Annotated in this window: 16 protein-coding genes and 1 pseudogene; all 17 read right to left on the bottom strand. The window is 66.0% G+C overall.

Features of this window, described 5'->3' with window-relative positions; genetic code table 11:
- Positions 1 to 33: 33 nt before the first annotated feature.
- The 17 genes and pseudogenes from AC5O77_RS00645 to flgG all read right to left on the bottom strand — a co-directional run bounded on the left by AC5O77_RS00645 (position 34) and on the right by flgG (position 17,595).
- Positions 34 to 1,539, bottom strand: a complete 1,506-nt coding sequence (locus tag AC5O77_RS00645; protein WP_494506318.1) for a sigma-54 dependent transcriptional regulator — start codon at positions 1,537 to 1,539, stop codon at positions 34 to 36.
- Positions 1,536 to 1,913 (bottom strand): response regulator, encoded by a 378-nt coding sequence (locus tag AC5O77_RS00650; RefSeq protein WP_010485922.1) that lies wholly within the window; start codon positions 1,911 to 1,913, stop codon positions 1,536 to 1,538. Before AC5O77_RS00650 ends, AC5O77_RS00645 begins: the two co-directional genes overlap by 4 nt.
- Positions 1,914 to 1,927: 14 nt before the next feature.
- Positions 1,928 to 3,337, bottom strand: a complete 1,410-nt coding sequence (gene rpoN, locus AC5O77_RS00655) for an RNA polymerase factor sigma-54 (protein WP_189719491.1) — start codon at positions 3,335 to 3,337, stop codon at positions 1,928 to 1,930.
- A 285-nt stretch (positions 3,338 to 3,622) separates the two neighbouring features.
- Positions 3,623 to 4,255 carry a response regulator gene (locus AC5O77_RS00660; RefSeq protein WP_032970105.1) on the bottom strand — a complete coding sequence of 211 codons (633 nt, stop codon included), beginning with the start codon at positions 4,253 to 4,255 and terminating at the stop codon, positions 3,623 to 3,625.
- Positions 4,256 to 4,346: 91 nt separating this feature from the next.
- Complete coding sequence (locus AC5O77_RS00665) at positions 4,347 to 4,925, bottom strand: PilZ domain-containing protein (protein WP_010485910.1); 579 nt, start codon at positions 4,923 to 4,925, stop codon at positions 4,347 to 4,349.
- Positions 4,922 to 5,212 carry a hypothetical protein gene (locus tag AC5O77_RS00670; protein ID WP_125895720.1) on the bottom strand — a complete coding sequence of 97 codons (291 nt, stop codon included), beginning with the start codon at positions 5,210 to 5,212 and terminating at the stop codon, positions 4,922 to 4,924. Before AC5O77_RS00670 ends, AC5O77_RS00665 begins: the two co-directional genes overlap by 4 nt.
- Positions 5,209 to 5,628 carry a flagellar export chaperone FliS gene (fliS, locus tag AC5O77_RS00675; protein ID WP_049398118.1) on the bottom strand — a complete coding sequence of 140 codons (420 nt, stop codon included), beginning with the start codon at positions 5,626 to 5,628 and terminating at the stop codon, positions 5,209 to 5,211. The genes AC5O77_RS00670 and fliS overlap by 4 nt, the downstream gene beginning before the upstream one ends.
- Before the next feature lie 125 nt (positions 5,629 to 5,753).
- Positions 5,754 to 7,094, bottom strand: coding sequence for a flagellar filament capping protein FliD (fliD, locus tag AC5O77_RS00680; RefSeq protein ID WP_049421909.1), 1,341 nt, complete (start codon positions 7,092 to 7,094; stop codon positions 5,754 to 5,756).
- A 183-nt stretch (positions 7,095 to 7,277) separates the two neighbouring features.
- Positions 7,278 to 8,804, bottom strand: coding sequence for a flagellin N-terminal helical domain-containing protein (locus AC5O77_RS00685; RefSeq protein WP_478057285.1), 1,527 nt, complete (start codon positions 8,802 to 8,804; stop codon positions 7,278 to 7,280).
- A 222-nt stretch (positions 8,805 to 9,026) separates the two neighbouring features.
- Positions 9,027 to 9,809, bottom strand: a complete 783-nt coding sequence (locus AC5O77_RS00690; RefSeq protein ID WP_478057450.1) for a flagellin — start codon at positions 9,807 to 9,809, stop codon at positions 9,027 to 9,029.
- Positions 9,810 to 9,842: 33 nt separating this feature from the next.
- Positions 9,843 to 10,574, bottom strand: a pseudogene (locus tag AC5O77_RS00695) (flagellin N-terminal helical domain-containing protein); the annotation flags it as partial.
- 86 nt (positions 10,575 to 10,660) lie between these two features.
- Entirely contained in the window at positions 10,661 to 11,869 is a 1,209-nt protein-coding gene (gene flgL / locus AC5O77_RS00700; RefSeq protein WP_423164021.1) for a flagellar hook-associated protein FlgL, read from the bottom strand.
- Positions 11,866 to 13,746 carry a flagellar hook-associated protein FlgK gene (gene flgK / locus AC5O77_RS00705; protein WP_478057286.1) on the bottom strand — a complete coding sequence of 627 codons (1,881 nt, stop codon included), beginning with the start codon at positions 13,744 to 13,746 and terminating at the stop codon, positions 11,866 to 11,868. The genes flgL and flgK overlap by 4 nt, the downstream gene beginning before the upstream one ends.
- Before the next feature lie 8 nt (positions 13,747 to 13,754).
- Positions 13,755 to 14,954: a flagellar assembly peptidoglycan hydrolase FlgJ gene (flgJ, locus tag AC5O77_RS00710; protein ID WP_494506319.1), complete on the bottom strand. Its 1,200-nt coding sequence runs from the start codon at positions 14,952 to 14,954 to the stop codon at positions 13,755 to 13,757.
- Between the two features lies 1 nt (position 14,955).
- Positions 14,956 to 16,092: a flagellar basal body P-ring protein FlgI gene (locus AC5O77_RS00715; protein WP_049421917.1), complete on the bottom strand. Its 1,137-nt coding sequence runs from the start codon at positions 16,090 to 16,092 to the stop codon at positions 14,956 to 14,958.
- A 2-nt stretch (positions 16,093 to 16,094) separates the two neighbouring features.
- The gene (flgH, locus tag AC5O77_RS00720; protein ID WP_010485899.1) at positions 16,095 to 16,787 is read right to left on the bottom strand and encodes a flagellar basal body L-ring protein FlgH; all 693 of its coding nucleotides are present in this window, start codon (positions 16,785 to 16,787) and stop codon (positions 16,095 to 16,097) included.
- Between the two features lie 22 nt (positions 16,788 to 16,809).
- Positions 16,810 to 17,595, bottom strand: a complete 786-nt coding sequence (flgG, locus tag AC5O77_RS00725) for a flagellar basal-body rod protein FlgG (RefSeq protein ID WP_005409571.1) — start codon at positions 17,593 to 17,595, stop codon at positions 16,810 to 16,812.
- Positions 17,596 to 17,604 lie beyond the last annotated feature (9 nt).

Genomic DNA, 17,604 nt, shown 5'->3' on the forward strand with positions numbered 1-17,604 from the left:
GCGTTCGTGCCCCCTTCATGCTGGTCGCGAGGTTCAGCCGGCCAGTTCGGCCTGCTCGCGTTCGATGCCGTACTTGCGCAGCTTTTCCACCAGGGTGGTGCGGCGCAGGCCGAGCAGCTGGGCGGCGTGGGCGACGACGCCCTGGGTGCGTTCCAGTGCTTCGTTGATCAGGCCCAGTTCGATGTTGGCCATGTGGTTGCGCAGGTCCATGCCTTCATCGGGCAGCGCCGCCGGTGCTGCGGCGCGATTGACGGCAATGCCGTGCTCCAGCGCCGGTTGGTTGCCGCCGCCCGGGGTGTGGAACGAGAAGCTGCGCAGGTCCAGGCGTTCTTCGCTGGCCGTCGGTTGTACCGGTGCCGGTGCGGCCACCGCTGCCAGTGCAGCGTCGCCACGGTAGCGGGCCGGCAGGTCCTGCACGCGCACCGAGCCGCCCGGGTGCAGCACCGCCAGGCGCTCGACCAGGTTGGTTAGTTCGCGCACATTGCCCGGCCACTCGTAGCCGGTCAGGGCCTGCAGGGCTTCCGGGGTGAAGCGCACTTCGCCACGGCCGGTGCGCGCCAGCTGTGCGGCGATGGTTTCCACCAGCGCCGGCAGGTCTTCGCGACGCTCGCGCAGGGCGGGCACGTCGATCGGGAACACGTTGAGGCGATAGAACAGATCCTCGCGGAACTTGCCTTCGGCGATGCGGGTTTCCAGGTCGCGATGGGTCGCGGCCACGACGCGCACGTTGCAGCGGATGGTCTGGTTACCACCGACACGCTCGAAACTGCGTTCCTGCAGCACGCGCAGCAGCTTCACCTGCATCGGCAGGCTCATGTCGCCGATTTCGTCGAGCAGCAGGGTACCGCCTTCGGCCATTTCGAAACGGCCCTTGCGCGCGGTCAGTGCGCCGGTGAAGGCACCCTTTTCGTGGCCGAACAGTTCGCTTTCCAGCAGGTCGGCCGGAATGGCACCGCAGTTGATCGCCACGAACGGGCCGTCGCGGCGCGGCGAGCGCTGATGGATGGCGCGCGACACGACTTCCTTGCCGGTACCGGATTCGCCCAGCACGAGCACGGTGGTGTCGAATGCGGCCACCTGTTCGATCATCGTGCGCAACGCAGTCACCGCCGGACCGTTGCCGGTCGGGCCCTGGTCCTGGGCGGCGCCGGCCTGGTGCTCGGCGTCCAGGCGCTTGAGGCTGGCGCGGCGCAGCAGGGCTTCCATCTGCGCATGGCGTAGCGGCGTTTCCAGCGGCCAGATGTTGGCTTCGTGCAGGCCGTGGTGATGGGCAAAGGCTGCGGCATCACCGTCGGCCAGCAGCACCGGCGGCGGCAGGCTGCTGCCGCCCAGCCAGTTGTACAGCGCGGTGCTGGCAGCGGTGTCGTCCAGGCTGCCGACGATCACGGCCATCCAGTCGTTCTGGCGCTGGCGACCCAGGTCGAAGTCGGCCGCGTCGGAAACCCAGCGCGGGTTGAAATCCATGAATTCCAGCAGGGCAACGGTGCGCTCTGCACGCACGGCGTCGTTGTCCAGCACCAGGATGCGCGATTCGCTCACGATCGATCCTCCCTGAGGCCTTCCAGGATCGGCATGACTTCCTGGATGTAGGACAGCTTGCTGACAAAATTGTCGGCGCCAGCGCGTAGCGCGTGTTCGCGGTGCTCGGCGTCGTCGAAGTGGCTGGCGATCACGATGTACGGTGCATCGTCCTGCGACTTGATCAGGCGGGTGGCCTGCAGGCCGCCCATTTCCGGCATCGCCAGGTCCATCAGCACCACCTGCGGGCGCAGCGTTTCCGAGCGCTCGATCGCTTCCAGGCCGTTGCCGGCGCTGCCGACGATCTGCAGCCAGTCGATCTTGCGGAAATGGCGCATCGCCGCGTTGATGAAGCCCTCGTGGTCATCGACCAGCAGGACCGTGAGCTTGTTCATGTCCAACATCCTTTTCAGCCCACCCGGGCCAGCTGCGGTTGCCTAGCGCCAAGCCGGCGCCGTTCACGGGCCGGGGCGATGTCCAGTTGTTCTCGGTATTTTGCGACGGTTCGGCGGGCAATGTTCACCCCCTGGCGCGACAGCAGGCCGGCGATGGCCTCGTCGGCCAGCGGGCGGCCGGCCGGTTCGGCGTCGATCAGGCGGCGGACCATGGCCTTCACGGCCTGGCCGGAGACGCTGGCGCCTTCCAGGCGCACGGCGAAGAAGTGCTTCAATTCGAAGGTGCCGCGCGGGGTCTGCAGGAACTTGCCGGTGGTGATGCGCGAGACGGTGGACTCGTGCATGCCGATCTCTTCGGCCACTTCCTTCAACGTCAGCGGCGCCATGGCCTCCTCGCCACGCACCAGGAACGCGGCTTGGCGCTCGACGATCACCCGCGCGGTGCGCAGCAGGGTGTCGTAGCGCATCGACAGGCCGCGGCTGAACCAGCGCGCTTCCTGCAGCATTTCGCGCAGTGCCGGTGCGGCCTCGCTGGTCTCGGCCAGGGCCTGTTCGTACTGGCTGTTGATCGAGACGCGGCGGCTGGTCGCCGGATTCAGCGCCACCTTCCACTGGTCGTCGGCGTGCCAGGCGACCACGTCCGGCACCACCACGGCATTGCGTTCGGGCAGCAGGCTGTCACCCGGGCGCGGCTGCAGCGAGAGGATCAGGCGCACCGCCTCGCGCACGTCGTCGATCTCGGCGTCGTGCAGGCGAGCGAGGGCGGGGTAGTCGTGCGCGGCCAGCGCGTCGAGCGCGCCATCGAGAATGCGTGCCGCCAGGTGGCGGGCGGGGACTACGCCGTGCAGGCTGCGCAGCTGGGCCTGCAGGCCTTCGCGCAGGTCCTGTGCGGCCATGCCGGCCGGCTCGCCATGCAGCAGCTGCTGACGGATGGCTTCCACGCCGTCGGCGGCGATGTCGAACTGGGCGCTGGCCAGCAGCTGCAGCTGGTCCAGCGGTGCCTGCAGGTAGCCTGCCTCATCGCAATGGTCCAGCCAGAAGGCGGCCACGGCCAGCTCGCGGTCATCCATGTCCAGCGACAGGCGCTGCAGCACGCGCAGCTGCGGGTCGCTCGATTCGCCGGCGGCGATGCGCGCCATGCGGTCGTCGTCGCCGTCCTGCCAGCTGGCGCCGGCCACGTCCCACATCGACGACTCGGGCAGCTCGTCGAACGCAGCGGTTTCCAGCGTGGTGGCGCCGGCCTCGGTGGCTTCTGCGGTGGGTGCTTCAGCCTCTTCGATCTCCAGCAGCGGGTTGGAGTCCAGCAGGCGCTGGATTTCCTGTTCCAGGTGCAGGCCATCAAGCTGCAGCAGCCGGATCGACTGCAGCAACTGCGGGGTGAGGTGAAGTTGTTGGCCCAGCTGGGTCGAGAGTGCAGCCTTCATCGTGGTTCCCCGGCACCGCTCCCCGGCGCCTTGTGGAACGCATCTTGCTTTTGATCCGGCGGGGGCGGAATCAGGGGGTTCCTGAGGGGCTTCGTGAATGTCCTGACAGGGTGTAGGGGTATTCCCTACATTGTCGCGGAATGTTGACGATGATCGCCGCTAAGTTGCTGATTTCCGGTGTGGGTGCCGGGTTAAGCGGGCTGCGCCGTGTACGGATTCCTGTCAGGGAGCGTCGGGGTGACGGGAATTCGTCGTCAGTGCGGATCTGGCCTCCTTCGCGGAGGATCACTCCAGCTCGTGCTGGTGGCGCGCGGCCAGCAGCAGCAGATCGTTGGCGCGGCGACAGCCCAGCGACTCCATCATGCGTGCGCGGTGGGTTTCCACTGTCTTGACGCTGATGCCGAGGTCGGCGGCGATTTCCTTGTTGCTTTCGCCCTTGCCGATGCGGCGCAGGATCTCGCGCTGGCGCGGCGACAGTGCGGCGATGCCGGTGGGTTTCTCTCGACCGAGCATCGGTGCCAGCATCTTGGCGGAGATCTGCGGGCTCAGGAACACCTGGCCGGCGTGCGCGGCACGCAGCGCCAGTTCAAGCTCCTGCGGTGCGGCATCCTTGACCAGGAACCCGACCGCACCGCGATCGAGTGCATCGCGCACGTGTGCGGCGTCGTCGTGCATGGTCATCATCACCACCCGCGTGCCGGGGGCGCGCAGGCGGATGTCGCTGAGGGCTTCCAGGCCGGTGCGGCCGGGCAGTGACAGGTCCATCAGGATCACGTCCGGGGCGTGCTGCAGGGCCAGCTGCAGTGCCTGCTCGGCATTGCTGGCCTCGGCGACGAGCTGCACGTCGGCAAACCCCTGCAGCAGCCGCGCCAGGCCGGCGCGGACCAGGGTGTGATCGTCGACGATGAGAACTCGCACAGGCACGTTGGAGGTCCGTGAGGGGAGTCCACCTTAACTTAGCTGAACGGGCGCGCCAAGGGTTGCCCATCCGGCGTCATGGTGGCAGGTTTCAGCGGGCGCGGCGTGCTTCGGCCACCTGGCGGCGATGCAGGCGGAACAGATGCCGCTCCATTGCCATCTCCAGGCCATCGCCAAGACGCTGGAAACGCAGCCACAGGTAGTGACCACCGCCACCGTCCGCCGCTTCGGCGATCACTTCCACGGGCAGGTCGATATGGTCAGGCAGCCAGTCGCTGGGCTGCAGGCGCACCAGGCCGGCCTGGCCGGGGCTGGCGCCGCTGCGCGGCCCCAGTTGCAGGCGGATGCCACGGCGCGACCAGCGCACCGGGCGCAGCGTCAGTTCCTGGCCCTGCTGGCGTACCAGACGGCCGAGCAGCACCATCGCCAGATCCAGCTTGGCTTCCAGCCGCTGCAACTGCAGGCTGGACTCATTGCGGTCGTCGTGCTCGTCAACGCGACTGTCCTCGACCAGGGCCAGGCTGCGCAGCAGGCCTTCGGCACTGCTGGTGCGACCGGCGGCGCTGCCTGCCTGGAACTCGGCCGGCAAGGCCAGCTCGCAGCTGAGCGTTTCGTCGAACAGCTCGCTTTCGGCGGGGTGGTGCAGCGACGTGGTCGGCAGTTGGGTCATGCGAGTGATTCTGCCTGCAGGTAGGCATGCGCCGCGCGAAGGGAGCGGCCGGTGTGCTTCAGATGAGCTGCGGCTTCATCGCGGAGGGAGATCATGCGCGCCAGTACGCGTTGCTGGTGGTCGCGCAACGCGAGGATGGCGGCATCACTGGGGCGCTCGACAACCAACGACAGGGCAGCCACGGCTTCCAGGTGTTCGGCCATCAGCCGTTCGCTGGTGTCGTGGTCCTCGCCCTCGAGGCTGGTTTCCAGCGTATCAAGGGCGTCGTGCATAGTCTGAAGGTTCATGGCGCCACCGCTTTGGTGACCTGGCGCTGGTCTGCCGGAATCGCGTTCCAGGCCGAGTCGATCTCCACCATCAAGCCCAGGGCTTCCTTCAGTGCGGTCGGATCGTTGTGCAGGTTACCCTCGGTCAGGCGCATGATGACGAAGTCGTACAGTGCCGACAGATTGCCGGCAATCTCGCCGCCGGCTTCGTGATCGAGCGAGCCGTTGAGGTGGCCGACGATGGCGCAGGCTTCGCCGATGGCCTTGCCCTTGCGCGCCTGGTCATTCTGCTGCAAAGAGGCTTCAGCGGTGCGGATGCGCTCGCAGGCACCGGCCAGCAGCAGCGCTACCAACTTGTGTGGATCGGCATCGACGACCGAGGTGGTCACGCCGACTTTTCGGTACTGCTCGGCGAACTGCCGATTGGAACCGTACATAGGGGAAGTCTCCTGGAATGCCTGCCCATCCGCGTGGGTTGAGGGGTTCGGCACGGGTCTAACGGGTTATCGGCGCAGCCGGGGCTCTACTTGAGTACCGACTGCGCCGGAAAAATGCCTGGAAATCAGTTGCCGAGCTGCTGGATGAGCGAGCCGCCGGCCGATTGCATCTGCGTGACCATCTTTTCCATCGCGGTGAACTGCTTGGTGTAGCGGTCGGCCACCTTTTCCATGTTCTTGTCCAGCTCGTCCAGCTGCTTTTCCAGTGCCTTGATCTGCTTGTTCAAGGTCGCCGTACGCTGGGTGATCGTGCCGGTGGTCGCGTCCAGGCTGCTCTTGAGCAGTTCGGTCATCGGCTTGCCCAGCGCGCCCTCTGCACCGAACAGCTTGGTGGCCGCCTCCGGGTTCTTCGCCAGCGCGGTGTCGAGCTTGGCGCCATCAAGGCTCATGCTGCCGTCGGCGGCAATGGTGATGCCCAGATCCTTGAGGTCGTTGACGTTGGCACTCAGCTGGGCGCGCAGCTGCTGCTGCAGGCCACGGACCATGGCGTCGCCGGTCATGGTCGAGGCCGTGCGCGTCTCAGCGTTGTAAGCGCTGGAATTCTTCAACGTGGTCTGGATGCCGTTGTAGGCGGTGATGAAGGCCGTGAGATTGGTCTTCAGCGTGCTGTTGTCCGGAGTGACGGTCAGCGTCTGCGTCTCGCCTTCCTTCGCCTTGGTCAGGGTGAGGCTGATGCCAGGTACCAGGTCGGTGATCGTGTTGGAGCTGCTGGTGCGGGTGAAACCATCCACCACCACCACTGCATCCTTGGCGGGCACCATCTCGGTCATCTTCGATGCGGATGTGCCGTCATAGGCCAGCTCGGAGAGTCCGCCATTGCCGCCACTGGCGCTGACCTTCAACGCGCCCTTGCTGCCGGAATCAACGGCGGTCAATACCAGGTGCATGCCATCGTCGGCGGTCACCACGGCCGCGGTGACGCCCTTGCTCTCGGCGGCGGAATTGATCTCGGCTGCGATCTTCTCCATCGTCGCGCCGGGTTCGATGTTCACGCTGATGGACTTGTCGCCGTATGCGATCGTCAGCGTTCCGTCGCCAACCACGGCGTCCTTTGTATACGCCTTGGAGCTGAGCTTCTGGTTCTGTGCCAGGGATTTGACTTCCACCTGGTGGCTGCCCGCAGCGGCCTTGCCGGCGGTCGTGCTGGTGTCCAGGGTTGCAGTGAAGTTCGACTCGGTCGGCGTGCTGACTTTCAGGCCGGGGGTGGCCACGCCCTTGACCAGGGTCTTCAGCGCGCTCTGCAGACCTGTCATTCCGCTTTTGATGGTGCCAAGCGCCGAAAGCTTGGCGCTGGCGGCAACACCCGCCGAGTTGATCTGCTTTTCCCGGGGCTCGCGTTCCTTGGCGGTCAGCTGTGCAACCAGGCTGGGAATGTCGAGGCCGGAACCAATCGTGCCGATGGCCATGAGGGGAATCCTTTATCTTGGACGGGCCGGGCGGGTGTCCTGCACCTGCTATCGGCCTGGGAGGGGCGAGCTTGAGCGTGGAAACGCTCTCCAGCCTTCTGCAAGGCTCATGCCAATCCGCCACCGGGCACGAAGAAGGGGGCTTGCGCCCCCTTCCCGTTGTTGCCTTGTACTACCGCTGGATCAGCGCAGCAGGCTCAGCACGTTCTGGCTGGACTGGTTGGCCTGGGCCAGCATGGCGGTACCGGCCTGCTGCAGGATCTGGTTGCGGGTCAGCTCGGCGGTTTCCGAAGCGTAGTCCACGTCGCGGATGCGGCTGCGGGCAGCCGACATGTTTTCCGACGAGGTGTTCAGGTTCGCAACCACCGAGGTGAAGCGGTTCTGGATTGCACCCAGGTCGGCGCGGGCGGAGTTGATCGAGTTCAGGGCTGCGTCCATCGCCAGGATGGCGTTGTCGGCACCGTCCTTCGAGGAGATGTCGAGATCTGCAAAGCCGGTCTTGGCCCCACCTGCAGCGTAGTTGTTGGTGGCAGCAGCGGTCAGGCCAGTCTGCTCCTTAACCGCAGCGGCATCGTCTCCGCCGGCTACCACGCCGATGGTGAAGTTGCCTTCCTTGCCGGTCAGTTGCAGCTTGCCTTCCACCAGCGCGGCGGTGACGCCAGTTTCGTGGGTTTTCGCGTTGACAGCGTTCACCATCTGTGTGGCGCGGTCGCCTGCGCTTCCGACGGCAGTCAGGTCGATCTGAGCGGAGCCCTTGCTGCCAGCGACGGTGAAGCTCACAGCTCCGAAAGACGCTGCGACTGCCGGAGTACCGTTGGCGGTGTCATTGACGGCGGCACCGTTGCCAAATGCAGCCTCTGCGTCGGCAGACATCTGAACTTCGAGTGCGCTGCCATCGGCCTTCGTGAAAGTCAGGTCGGTGCCCACCGCGCCGGTGAACTTCACGCCTGCTGCCGCAAGTTCATCACTCTTCGCGGCCAGACCGTCGGTGATGTTCTGTGCAGTAACCGCCGTGCCGCCTGCGATATTAACGATCTGCACGCCTGCTACGCTAATGCTGAAGCCGTTCGCATTTGCGGTGGCATCCGGTGCGGTGAACGTGCCGAACGAACCGGTGGTGGTGGGAACAGCCTTAGCAGCATTGCCATTCGGCACAGCACCGGTGACGGAGGCGTCATGCGATGCGCTGGTCCAGTTACCCAGCTTGCTGATGTTGGCGTTGGCAACCTGCGAGATGTTGATCGTCTGGCCCTGGTTGGCGCCGATCTGGAAGGCTTGGTTGGTGAAGGTGCCGTCCAGCAGGTTGGTGCCGTTGAAGTTGGTCTGTTCGGCGACGCGCTGGATTTCCTGCTTCAGCAGCTGCACTTCGGCGTTCAGGGCCTGACGGTCGGAATCGGAGTTGGTGGCGCTGCGCGACTGCACGGCCAGCTCGCGGACGCGCTGCAGGTTGTTGCCGATCTCACCCAGTGCGCCTTCGGCGGTCTGGGCCAGCGAGATGCCGTCGTTGGCGTTGCGGGCGGCCTGGTTGGCGCCGCGGATCTGGGTGGTGAAGCGCTCGGAGATCGCCAGGCCGGCGGCATCGTCCTTGGCGCTGTTGATGCGCATGCCCGAGGACAGGCGCTGAATGGTGGTGGCCAGGTTGGCGCCGCTGGTGCCCAGGTTGCGCTGGGCGTTCAGCGACATGGTGTTGGTGTTGATGACTTGTGCCATGGTGCGGTTTCCTTGTAGGCAGTGTGTCCGGCAGAGCAGCCTGACCGGTTTCGGGGGGCAGTGGCTGGCTTCCCCCCAAGGGGTGTGCTACCGCTGCTGAAATCAATAACGGCACTACCCCTCCGGCCTTTAGCGGAGTTTCGATCCTTTTTTCTCTGGTCAAACGAAAAGGCCCCGCCATCTGCATGGCGGGGCCCGGCTCCAGCTCGAGTGGTGCAGGAATTACGACTGCAGCAGGCGCAGTACGTTCTGCGGCACCTGGTTGGCCTGGGCCAGCATGGCCGTGCCGGCCTGCTGCAGGATCTGCCCGCGGGTCAGTTCGGCGGTTTCCTGTGCGTAGTCAACGTCACGGATGCGGCTGCGCGCGGCGGACAGGTTCTCCGAATTGGTGTTCAGATTGGCGATGGTCGAGGTGAAGCGGTTCTGGATCGCGCCGAGGTCGGCGCGGGCCGAATTGACCGACTGCAGCGCCGCATCCATGGCGAGGATGGCGTTGTCGGCGTTGGCCTGGTTGGAGATATCCAGTTCTGCAAAGCCCGTCTGGGCCGTACCTGCGGTGAATGCCGTGCCATTGGTGGCGCTGCTGCCTGCCGTCAGGCCAGTGGCATTGGCCAGCGCGGTGGCGCTCAGCGAGCCACCAATGGTGAAGTTGCCTTCCTTGTTTTCCAGCTGCACCTTCCCGTCGATCAGCGATGCGGTGACGCCGGTTTCGTGGGTCTTGGCGTTGATGGCGTTCACCAGCAACGTGTTGCGTTCCGAGGCGTTCTTTGCGGCACCCACGTTGATGTCGACCACGCCACTGCCATCGGCCTTGGTCAGCGTCAGCTGACCGGCAGTGATGGCGGGGAAATCAGCAGCAATTGCCGGCGTGCCGTTCTGATGGTTGGCGACAAAGGCGCCAGTGGCGAAGCCCTCACCGGCACCGGCGCCGGTGACGGTGATCGGCAGATCATTGCCGTCGGCGCGCGAGAACGCCAAGGTGCCGGCAGCGACGGTGCCACTCATGGTGATGCCGGCGGCGGCCAATGCATCGGACTTGCTGGCCAGTGCTGCGGTAATGTCAGCGGCGGTGACATTGGCGCCAACAGCAGCGGTATGGATCGAAATGCCGCCTACTGAGAAGCTGAAAGCAGGAGCAGCGGCCGCGACATCATTGAAGTCGCCGGACGTGCCCGAGGTGGTCGGAATCGCAGCCTCGGCGCCACCGGTCGCAGTCTTGCCGGCCACGCTTGCCGGGGTCGAGGCACTGGTCCAGTCGCCCAGCTTGTGCACATTCGCATTGGTGATCTGCGAGATGTTGATGGTCTGGCCCTGGTCGGCGCCGATCTGGAAGGCCTGGTTGGTGAAGCTGCCGTCCAGCAGGCTGGTGCCGTTGAAGTTGGTCTGCTCCGCAACGCGCTGGATTTCCTGCTTCAGCAGCTGCACCTCGGCGTTCAGCGCCTGGCGGTCCGAGGCGGAGTTGGTTGCGCTGCGGGCCTGAACGGCCAGTTCGCGGATGCGCTGCAGATTGTTGCCGACTTCGCCCAGTGCGCCTTCAGCGGTCTGTGCCAGCGAGATGCCGTCGTTGGCGTTGCGCGCGGCCTGGTTGATGCCACGGATCTGGGTGGTGAACCGCTCGGAGATCGCCAGACCGGCGGCGTCGTCCTTGGCACTGTTGATACGCATGCCCGAGGACAGGCGCTGGATCGAGGTGGCCAGCGAGCTGCTGCTGGTGGACAGGTTGCGCTGAGCGTTCAGCGACATGGTGTTGGTGTTGATGATCTGTGCCATGGTGCTTCTCCGTGGTTGCTCGGTTGTTTCGGTGTGGAAGGCGCGGGACGCGCCGTGCTGGAAGACGGATGGAACGAGGAAAGGGACTAGCGGATCTTGTTGAACAGGGACATCGCCTGCATCTGGCTGAAGATCGTCTGGGCGGCTTGAAGGGCGGCGGTCTCCAGCTTGTATTGGCCGATGGCATCGGCGTAATCGAGGTCGCGCATCGTCGAGAGGGTGCTCTTGACGGTGACGGCTGTGGCTTCGCGGGCGCTGGCCGCGGTATCGATGGCGGCCAGCTGGGCGCCACCCTTGGCGCGGGCGTCGATCATCGTTTCCGAGGCCCTGTTGAGGTCGCGGATGCTGGACTGCAGCGTGTTCTGCAGCGCCGTGCGCTGGCTTTCGGTGGACGGGTCGGTTTCCAGTGCGGCGACCAGTTTGTCCAGGGTGGAGAAGATGTCGCGGCTACCCGCGTCGCTGACGTTGAACTGATCACCGGCGGCTGGCTTGCCCTCGATGCGCATGCGCACGCCGCCAACGACAATGTCCTCGCCGGGTTTGTGGGTTCCGCTGCCGACCACCGTGCCGGTGCCATCAACCACCTCATAGGCACCTTCGGCAGTGCCGGTGAAGCGGACATTGAGCGTGCCGCCGGCCCAGCTGCCGCTGCCGTCGCGGCTGACCGAGGTCAACAGGCCACTGCCGGTGTTGCCGGCGGCCGCGCTGGCATCCACACGGCCATCGCCTGTGGGGATGCGCATGAAGATCTCGCTGCCGGGCAGGGCGTCGGAGACCCGTTGGCCCGGTGCCACCTCCACCTGCCGCTGGTTCTGGTCACCGCTGTAGGTCACGGTGCCGCCGCTCCGCTGGAACGGGGCGTCAGCGTCGTTGCTGCCGCCGAACAGATAGCGTCCGCTGCCATCCCGGGAATTGGCCAGCGACAGCAGGCTTTCCTGGATGGTCTTCAGCTCGCTGACGATGGCCTTGAGGTCACTGGCCTTGGGCACCGGACTGTTGGCCTGGATACTCAACTCCACGGCGCGCGACATGAGCTCATTGACCTGAGCCAAGGCGTTTTCCTGCAGGCCCAGGCGGTTCTGCACGCTGTTGGCGTTCTTGCCGAGCTGCTCGAGCCCGGCCACGACACGGTCCAGGCCAACGGCCGTACCTGCAGCGACCGGGTCGTCCTTGGCGGAGGTGATCTTGCTGCCAGTCGCGATCTGCTGCTCGAGGTGGCTGATTTTCGACTGCTTGGCGAGCATCAGCGACACGGACTGGTTGAACATCATCCCGGTGGAAATTCGGCTGCTCATCGACGGACGGCTCCCAGGATGGTCTGGAACATGTTGTCGGCTGTGGAGATCAGCTGTGAGGCGGCCTGATAGGCCTGCTGCAACCGCAGCATGTCGGCTGCTTCCTCATCCAGGTTGACGCCGGAGATCTCGTCGCGGGCTGCCTGCGCCTTGTCTGTGATGACCTGCTGCGCGTCCAGCGAGTACTCAGCCGAACGTGCCGCCGCGCCGACCTGCGTGGTCACCCCCCCCAGCGCACCGTTGAGGGTGACGGTGCCGCCGTTGAACGCCTTGGCGTCCTCGACCTTGGCCAGCTTTGCCGCGTTGCTGTTGTCCGACGAGCCTGCCGGAGTAGGGCTGATATTGAAGGTGTCGCCGACCTTCGGTGCACCGTCCAGCACGAAGCTCCAGCCATTGGCGCTGATGGTCTGGCCCGGTGTGTAGGTCTGCGGCGGCCCACCGTTGATGGTGTAGGTGGTCGCCGACGTGAACACGATTGCGGCAGGATCGCGCAGGTTCGGATTGGATACATCGTTGACGGTGACGCCGGTCAGCTTCCCGGTGCCGGTGTTGGCCAGTGCAGCCGTACCCTTGACCGCTGCCGCTGCGGCGATGCGGGAGGGATCGGTGATGGCGGTTTCCAGGCTTCCGGCGACGCCCGCGGTCGGCTGCAGGAGGAAACGGTCGTTGGTGGCCGGGGTGCCGCCGACCACCAGCTTGACGCCATTGATCACCAGCGGATCGGCGGTCGTGCCGGTACCGGTCAACGCAACGGTGGCGCCAGTGTCGGCGCGGGTGGCCTGCCACTGGGTGCCGTCGAACTTGAGGACGATGTTCTGTGCCTCCAGCTTGGAGAGGTCACCGTAGGTCGCAGTGAGGCTGCCGGTACCGGTATTGCTCGCGTTGGGCGTGACGCGTGGGTTGCCGATGGTGAAGAAGTCGCCGCCCATCTTGCCGTACAGGTCCACGCCCTGGTGGTGCGCCTGGTTGAAGCTCTCGGCCAGGCCGACGGCGAGCTTGCCCAATTCGGCCTGGGCCGGTGTCAGCACGGTATCGCGGAACTCGAGCATGCCGCCGATCTTTCCGCCCACTGCCTTGGGATCGAGCGTGATCGTGTTGCCCTGGGTTTCCAGAGCCAGTTGCAGGCGTTCGGGCTGGTATGGATCGGTCACCGTAGTGACCTTGGACGCGGTCGTGCCCACCACCAGCGCATTGCCGCCTGCGGTATAGACGTTCATCACGCCGCCATCCTGGACGACGGCAGTGCCACCGGTGTAACCGATCAGCTGCGAGATCAGCTGGTCGCGACGATCGAGCAGGTCCGGCGCCGCGTTGGCCACGTTGCTGCCAATGGCGCCGTTGATCTGCGCAATCTCCTGCGCCAGGCGATTGACTTCCGTGGCGCCGGCAATGAGCCCGTTGTTGACTTCGCTGCTCAGGTTGTTCATCTGTGTGTTGAGCTGCACGAAGCGGCTCGCCAGGGCCTTGCCGCCATCGAGCAGGCTCTGCCGGTCGGCCGTGCCGGCCGCGTTGGACGAAAGGCCACTGACGGCGTCGAAGAAGTTGGACCAGGAGCCGGCGACATTCGTGGCCGGGTCCGAGAACAGGGCATTCACGCGGTCGGCCATGCCCGAAAGCTGCTTCAGGCGTGCCAGCTCGCCGCTGCTGTCGAGCAGGCGCGAGATGGCCAGCTGGTCGGCAGCACGGCGGATATCGGTGATGCGGGTGCCGCTGCCAACGTCCCCAAAGCCGTAGTTCTGCGGATCAGACGTGGCGAAGTCGACCTTCTGCCGGCTGTAGCCAGGGGTGTTGATGTTGGCGACGTTGTGGCTGGTGGTCGCCAACGCACGCTGGAAGGCGAGCAGGGCACCAGTACCGGTGGAAAGTACGCTGGACATGGGGTTCCTCAACGACGAGTGATACCCAGCGCCGCGGTTGCGGTGCTGGCGAAGGTCTGGCCAAGGCGCGAGCCGGCATCGGCCACGGCACTGACGGCGCGCTCGATGGTCGGGCCGCCGGCGATCGCGGCGATCTTGGCCGCGTAACGCGGATCGGTGGCATAGCCGGCGCGTTGCAGGCCGCGGGCGAAGCCCTGCACGTCGGTGCCGGCCTGCAGGGCCTGCTGGTAACGCGGGCTGGTCTTCAGCAGGCGCACATAGTCGGCGAAGCTCTCGGCCGGCGAACTGTAGGCGCGGAAGCTGGCGGTCTCGTTGCGGCGCACGCCATCGACATATTCGTGGGTGCCGGCCACGGCGCGCTGGCCGTTCCAGCCATTGGCCTTGATGCCGAACAGGTTGTGCGAAGTGCTACCGTCGGCATGCTTGATGTGGCGCTTGCCCCAGCCGGTTTCCAGCGCCGCCTGGGCGACCAGGGCGCGGGCATCCACGCCCAGTTCCTTGGCTGCACTCTGCGCGTGCTGCCAGATGCTGGCAACGAAGCCTTCCGGGGTGTGCTCGCCCAGCTGGGCGACGGCGGTGCGGGTAGCCATCGCATCGGCCGGACTGATCGCGGTGCCGCGGTTGCTGGCGGTGGCCGACCACTGGTCGCTGTTGGCGGCCCAGTCCTCGCCCTGCAGGCTGCCGATGTACGGATCCTCGGTGCCCAACGAGCGGTGCATGCTGCTGCTCTCGCGGCCGGCGATCAGGTCCAGGGCCTGTTCCATCGGTGCGACCGCCGCCTGCGCACCGTGCTGTGCACCGGCGGCCATCTGCTGCAGCAGGCGCACGGCCTGGCTGCCGTCTTCCAGCGGCAGCGACGGTGCCGACTTGGCCGGTGCATTGAGCTGGTAGGCACGACTGGCCTTGGCCGGGTCCACGCGGGTATCCAGCGCCGGGCCGTCGGCGGCCTGGCCGGACAGCTGCCGGCTGATCATGCCCGACAGTCCCAGGCCCTTGCCGCGGGTCATGGCCTCGGCAATCTTCTGGTCGTACATCTCGCGGAACATCTTGTTTTCGCCGGGGAACAGCGAATCGCCGAAGCTGGCGTCACGCATGCTCTTGACCAGCATCTGCGCGAACTGGCCTTCCAGCTGGCGCGCGACCTTGTCGATCTTGGCCGGATCGTTCTGTTGCGCCGGGTGCAGATCGAATGCGGGAGTGATACGCATATCAGATCACCTCGAGCTCGGCACTCAGTGCGCCGGCCTGCTTCAGGGCTTCCAGGATCGCGATGAGATCGCCCGGTGCCGCGCCCACGGCGTTCACCGCGTGCACGATCTCGTCCAGGGTGGTGCCGCCGCTGAACTTGAACATGCGGCTGCCGTCGTTGGTGGCGGTGATGGTCGACTGCGGGCTGGCCACGGTGCGGCCGCCGGACAGCGCATTGGGCTGGCTGACGTTGGTGTTTTCCTGGATGGTCACGGTCAGCGAACCATGCGAGATCGCCGCCGGTCCCACGCGCACCTGCTGGCCGATGACCACGGTGCCGGTACGCGAATTGACCACCACCTTGGCCGGGGCGCTGCCGGGGGTGAGTTCCAGGTTCTCGATGCGTGCCAGCAGGCCGATGCGCGCGCCTGGGTCGGTCGGCGCGGTGACCGCCACGGTCACGCCATCGACCGCACGCGCCGCACCTTCGCCGAAGGCGTTGTTGAGCGCGGCAACCATGCGCGAGACCGTGGTGAAGTCGTTGTTGTGCAGGTTCAGGGTGATGTCGCCGCCGTTGGCCAGCGGGTCGGGCAGGGCGCGTTCAACGGTGGCACCGTTGGGAATGCGGCCGACGCTGGGCACGTTCACCGAGACACGGGAACCATCCTTGCCCTGCGCACCAAAGCCGCCGACGATCAGGTTGCCCTGGGCGATGGCATAGATCTGGCCGTCAGCACCGCGCAGCGGCGCCATCAGCAGCGAACCGCCGCGCAGCGAGACCGCGTTGCCGATCGAGGACACGGTGATGTCGATCGGCTGGCCCGGCTTGGCGAACGGCGGCAGTTCGGCGTGGATCGCCACGGCGGCCACGTTCTTCAGCTGCGGGTTGACGTTCGGCGGCACGTTGACGCCCAGCTCGCCGAGCAGGTTCTTCAGGCTCTGCACGGTGAAGGGGGCCTGGCTGGTGCGGTCGCCGCTGCCGTCCAGGCCGACCACCAGGCCATAACCCACCAGCGCATTGCCGCGCACGCCACCGACCTGGGCCAGGTCCTTGATGCGCTCGGCGCTGGCCGGGGCAGCCACGACCAGCAGCATCAGCGCGACGAACGACGCCATGCGTCGCTGCCAGGAAGAAGAGGAGAAGAGTTTCATGGCCATACTCAGAACGGCGTCAGGCCGGAGTTGAAGAAGCGGCTCAGCCAGCCCATCGCGTTGGACTGCGCGACGGGACCGCGGCCGCCGTAGACGATGCGGGCCTCGGCCACGCGGCTGGACGGAATGGTGTTGTCCTGGCTGATGTCGCCCGGGCGCACGATGCCCTGCACCTGCACCAGTTCATCGCCCTGGTTGAGCCGCAGGTTCTTCTGACCCTGCACCACCAGGTTGCCGTTGGGCAGGCGCTGCACCACAGTGACGGTGACGCTGCCCTGCAGGCGGTTGCTCTGCGCGCTGTTGCCCTTGCCGGTGAAGTCACGCGCGCCCTTGGCCGTGGCACTCAGGATGTCCTTGCCGCCGAGGGTGACCGGAGCACCGAGAATGGACGGTGTACCCAGGCTCAGGTTCGATTCCTTGTTGGTGGCCGTGTTGGCACTGGTCTGCGCGGTGGTGTTTTCCAGCAGGGTGATGGTCAACAGGTCGCCAACATCGCGCGCGCGCCGGTCCGAATACAGCTGCAGGGTCGGGCCGGCAGCGTAGATCGCACCGGCGGTCGGCTGTGCCTGCGGCGGCATGATCGGCTGGATCGGTGCCATCGTCGGGTAGGGGCGCACGTCGCCCGCGATCACGCAGCCACCGAGCAGGGCGGCCACGGCGCAGGCGAGAGCAGTGCGGGCGAAGTTGGAAATGGGCGACATGGCGGTTTCCCGATTTGGCCGGTCAGAGCTTGTTGTTGAGATAACCGAGCATCGAGTCGGTGGTGGAGATCGCCTTGGCGTTCATCTCGTAGGCGCGCTGGGTTTCGATCATCGACACCAGCTCTTCCACCACGTTGACGTTGCTGCCTTCCAGCGCGCCCTGCACCACAGTGCCGAGGCCGTTGAGGCCGGGGTTGCCGTTCTGTGCCGGGCCGGACGCAGTGGTCTCCAGGAACAGGTTCTCGCCACGTGCCTGCAGGCCAGCGGGATTGACGAAGTCGGTCAGGGTCAGTGCGCCGACTTCCACCGAGGCGGCGCCGTCGGCCATCTTCACGCTGATGGTGCCATCGGTGCCGATGGTCACCGACTGCGCGCCTTCGGGAATCTGGATGCCCGGCTGCACCGGGTAGCCGCTGTTGGTGACCAGCTCGCTGTCCTGGTTGATCTTGAACGAGCCATCACGGGTGTAGGCCGAGCTGCCATCAGGCATCTGAACTTCGAAGAAGCCGCGGCCATTGACCATCACGTCCAGGGCGCGGCCGGTCTGCTGCTGGCCACCCTGTTCAAAGTTCTTGGCGGTGGCGACCACGCGCACGCCGGTACCCAGCTGCAGGCCGGTGGGCAGCTGCGTCTGCGCCGACGATGAGCCGCCGGGCTGGCGCACCTGCTGGTACAGCAGGTCTTCAAAACTGGCACGGTCCTGCTTGAAGCCGGTGGTGTTGGTGTTGGCGAGGTTGTTGGAAACCACCGACATGCGCATCTGCTGCGCATCCAGTCCGGTTTTCGCGATCCACAATGCCTGGTTCATCTTCGATGT

The organism is Stenotrophomonas sp. INTA L402-1, assembly GCF_059295135.1.

Bases quoted from the DNA above. Each gene is read 5' to 3' on its own strand.
- AC5O77_RS00685 (WP_478057285.1), bottom strand. From the start codon at position 8,804: ATGGCACAAGTCATCAACACCAACACCATGTCGCTGAACGCCCAGCGC.
- fliS (WP_049398118.1), bottom strand. From the start codon at position 5,628: ATGTACGGTTCCAATCGGCAGTTCGCCGAGCAGTACCGAAAAGTCGGC.
- flgH (WP_010485899.1), bottom strand. From the start codon at position 16,787: ATGTCGCCCATTTCCAACTTCGCCCGCACTGCTCTCGCCTGCGCCGTG.
- AC5O77_RS00715 (WP_049421917.1), bottom strand. From the start codon at position 16,092: ATGGCCATGAAACTCTTCTCCTCTTCTTCCTGGCAGCGACGCATGGCG.
- flgL (WP_423164021.1), bottom strand. From the start codon at position 11,869: ATGAGCAGCCGAATTTCCACCGGGATGATGTTCAACCAGTCCGTGTCG.
- flgK (WP_478057286.1), bottom strand. From the start codon at position 13,746: ATGTCCAGCGTACTTTCCACCGGTACTGGTGCCCTGCTCGCCTTCCAG.
- AC5O77_RS00690 (WP_478057450.1), bottom strand. From the start codon at position 9,809: ATGAGTGGCACCGTCGCTGCCGGCACCTTGGCGTTCTCGCGCGCCGAC.
- rpoN (WP_189719491.1), bottom strand. From the start codon at position 3,337: ATGAAGGCTGCACTCTCGACCCAGCTGGGCCAACAACTTCACCTCACC.
- fliD (WP_049421909.1), bottom strand. From the start codon at position 7,094: ATGGCCATCGGCACGATTGGTTCCGGCCTCGACATTCCCAGCCTGGTT.
- AC5O77_RS00650 (WP_010485922.1), bottom strand. From the start codon at position 1,913: ATGAACAAGCTCACGGTCCTGCTGGTCGATGACCACGAGGGCTTCATC.
- flgG (WP_005409571.1), bottom strand. From the start codon at position 17,595: ATGAACCAGGCATTGTGGATCGCGAAAACCGGACTGGATGCGCAGCAG.
- AC5O77_RS00665 (WP_010485910.1), bottom strand. From the start codon at position 4,925: ATGACCCAACTGCCGACCACGTCGCTGCACCACCCCGCCGAAAGCGAG.
- AC5O77_RS00670 (WP_125895720.1), bottom strand. From the start codon at position 5,212: ATGAACCTTCAGACTATGCACGACGCCCTTGATACGCTGGAAACCAGC.
- flgJ (WP_494506319.1), bottom strand. From the start codon at position 14,954: ATGCGTATCACTCCCGCATTCGATCTGCACCCGGCGCAACAGAACGAT.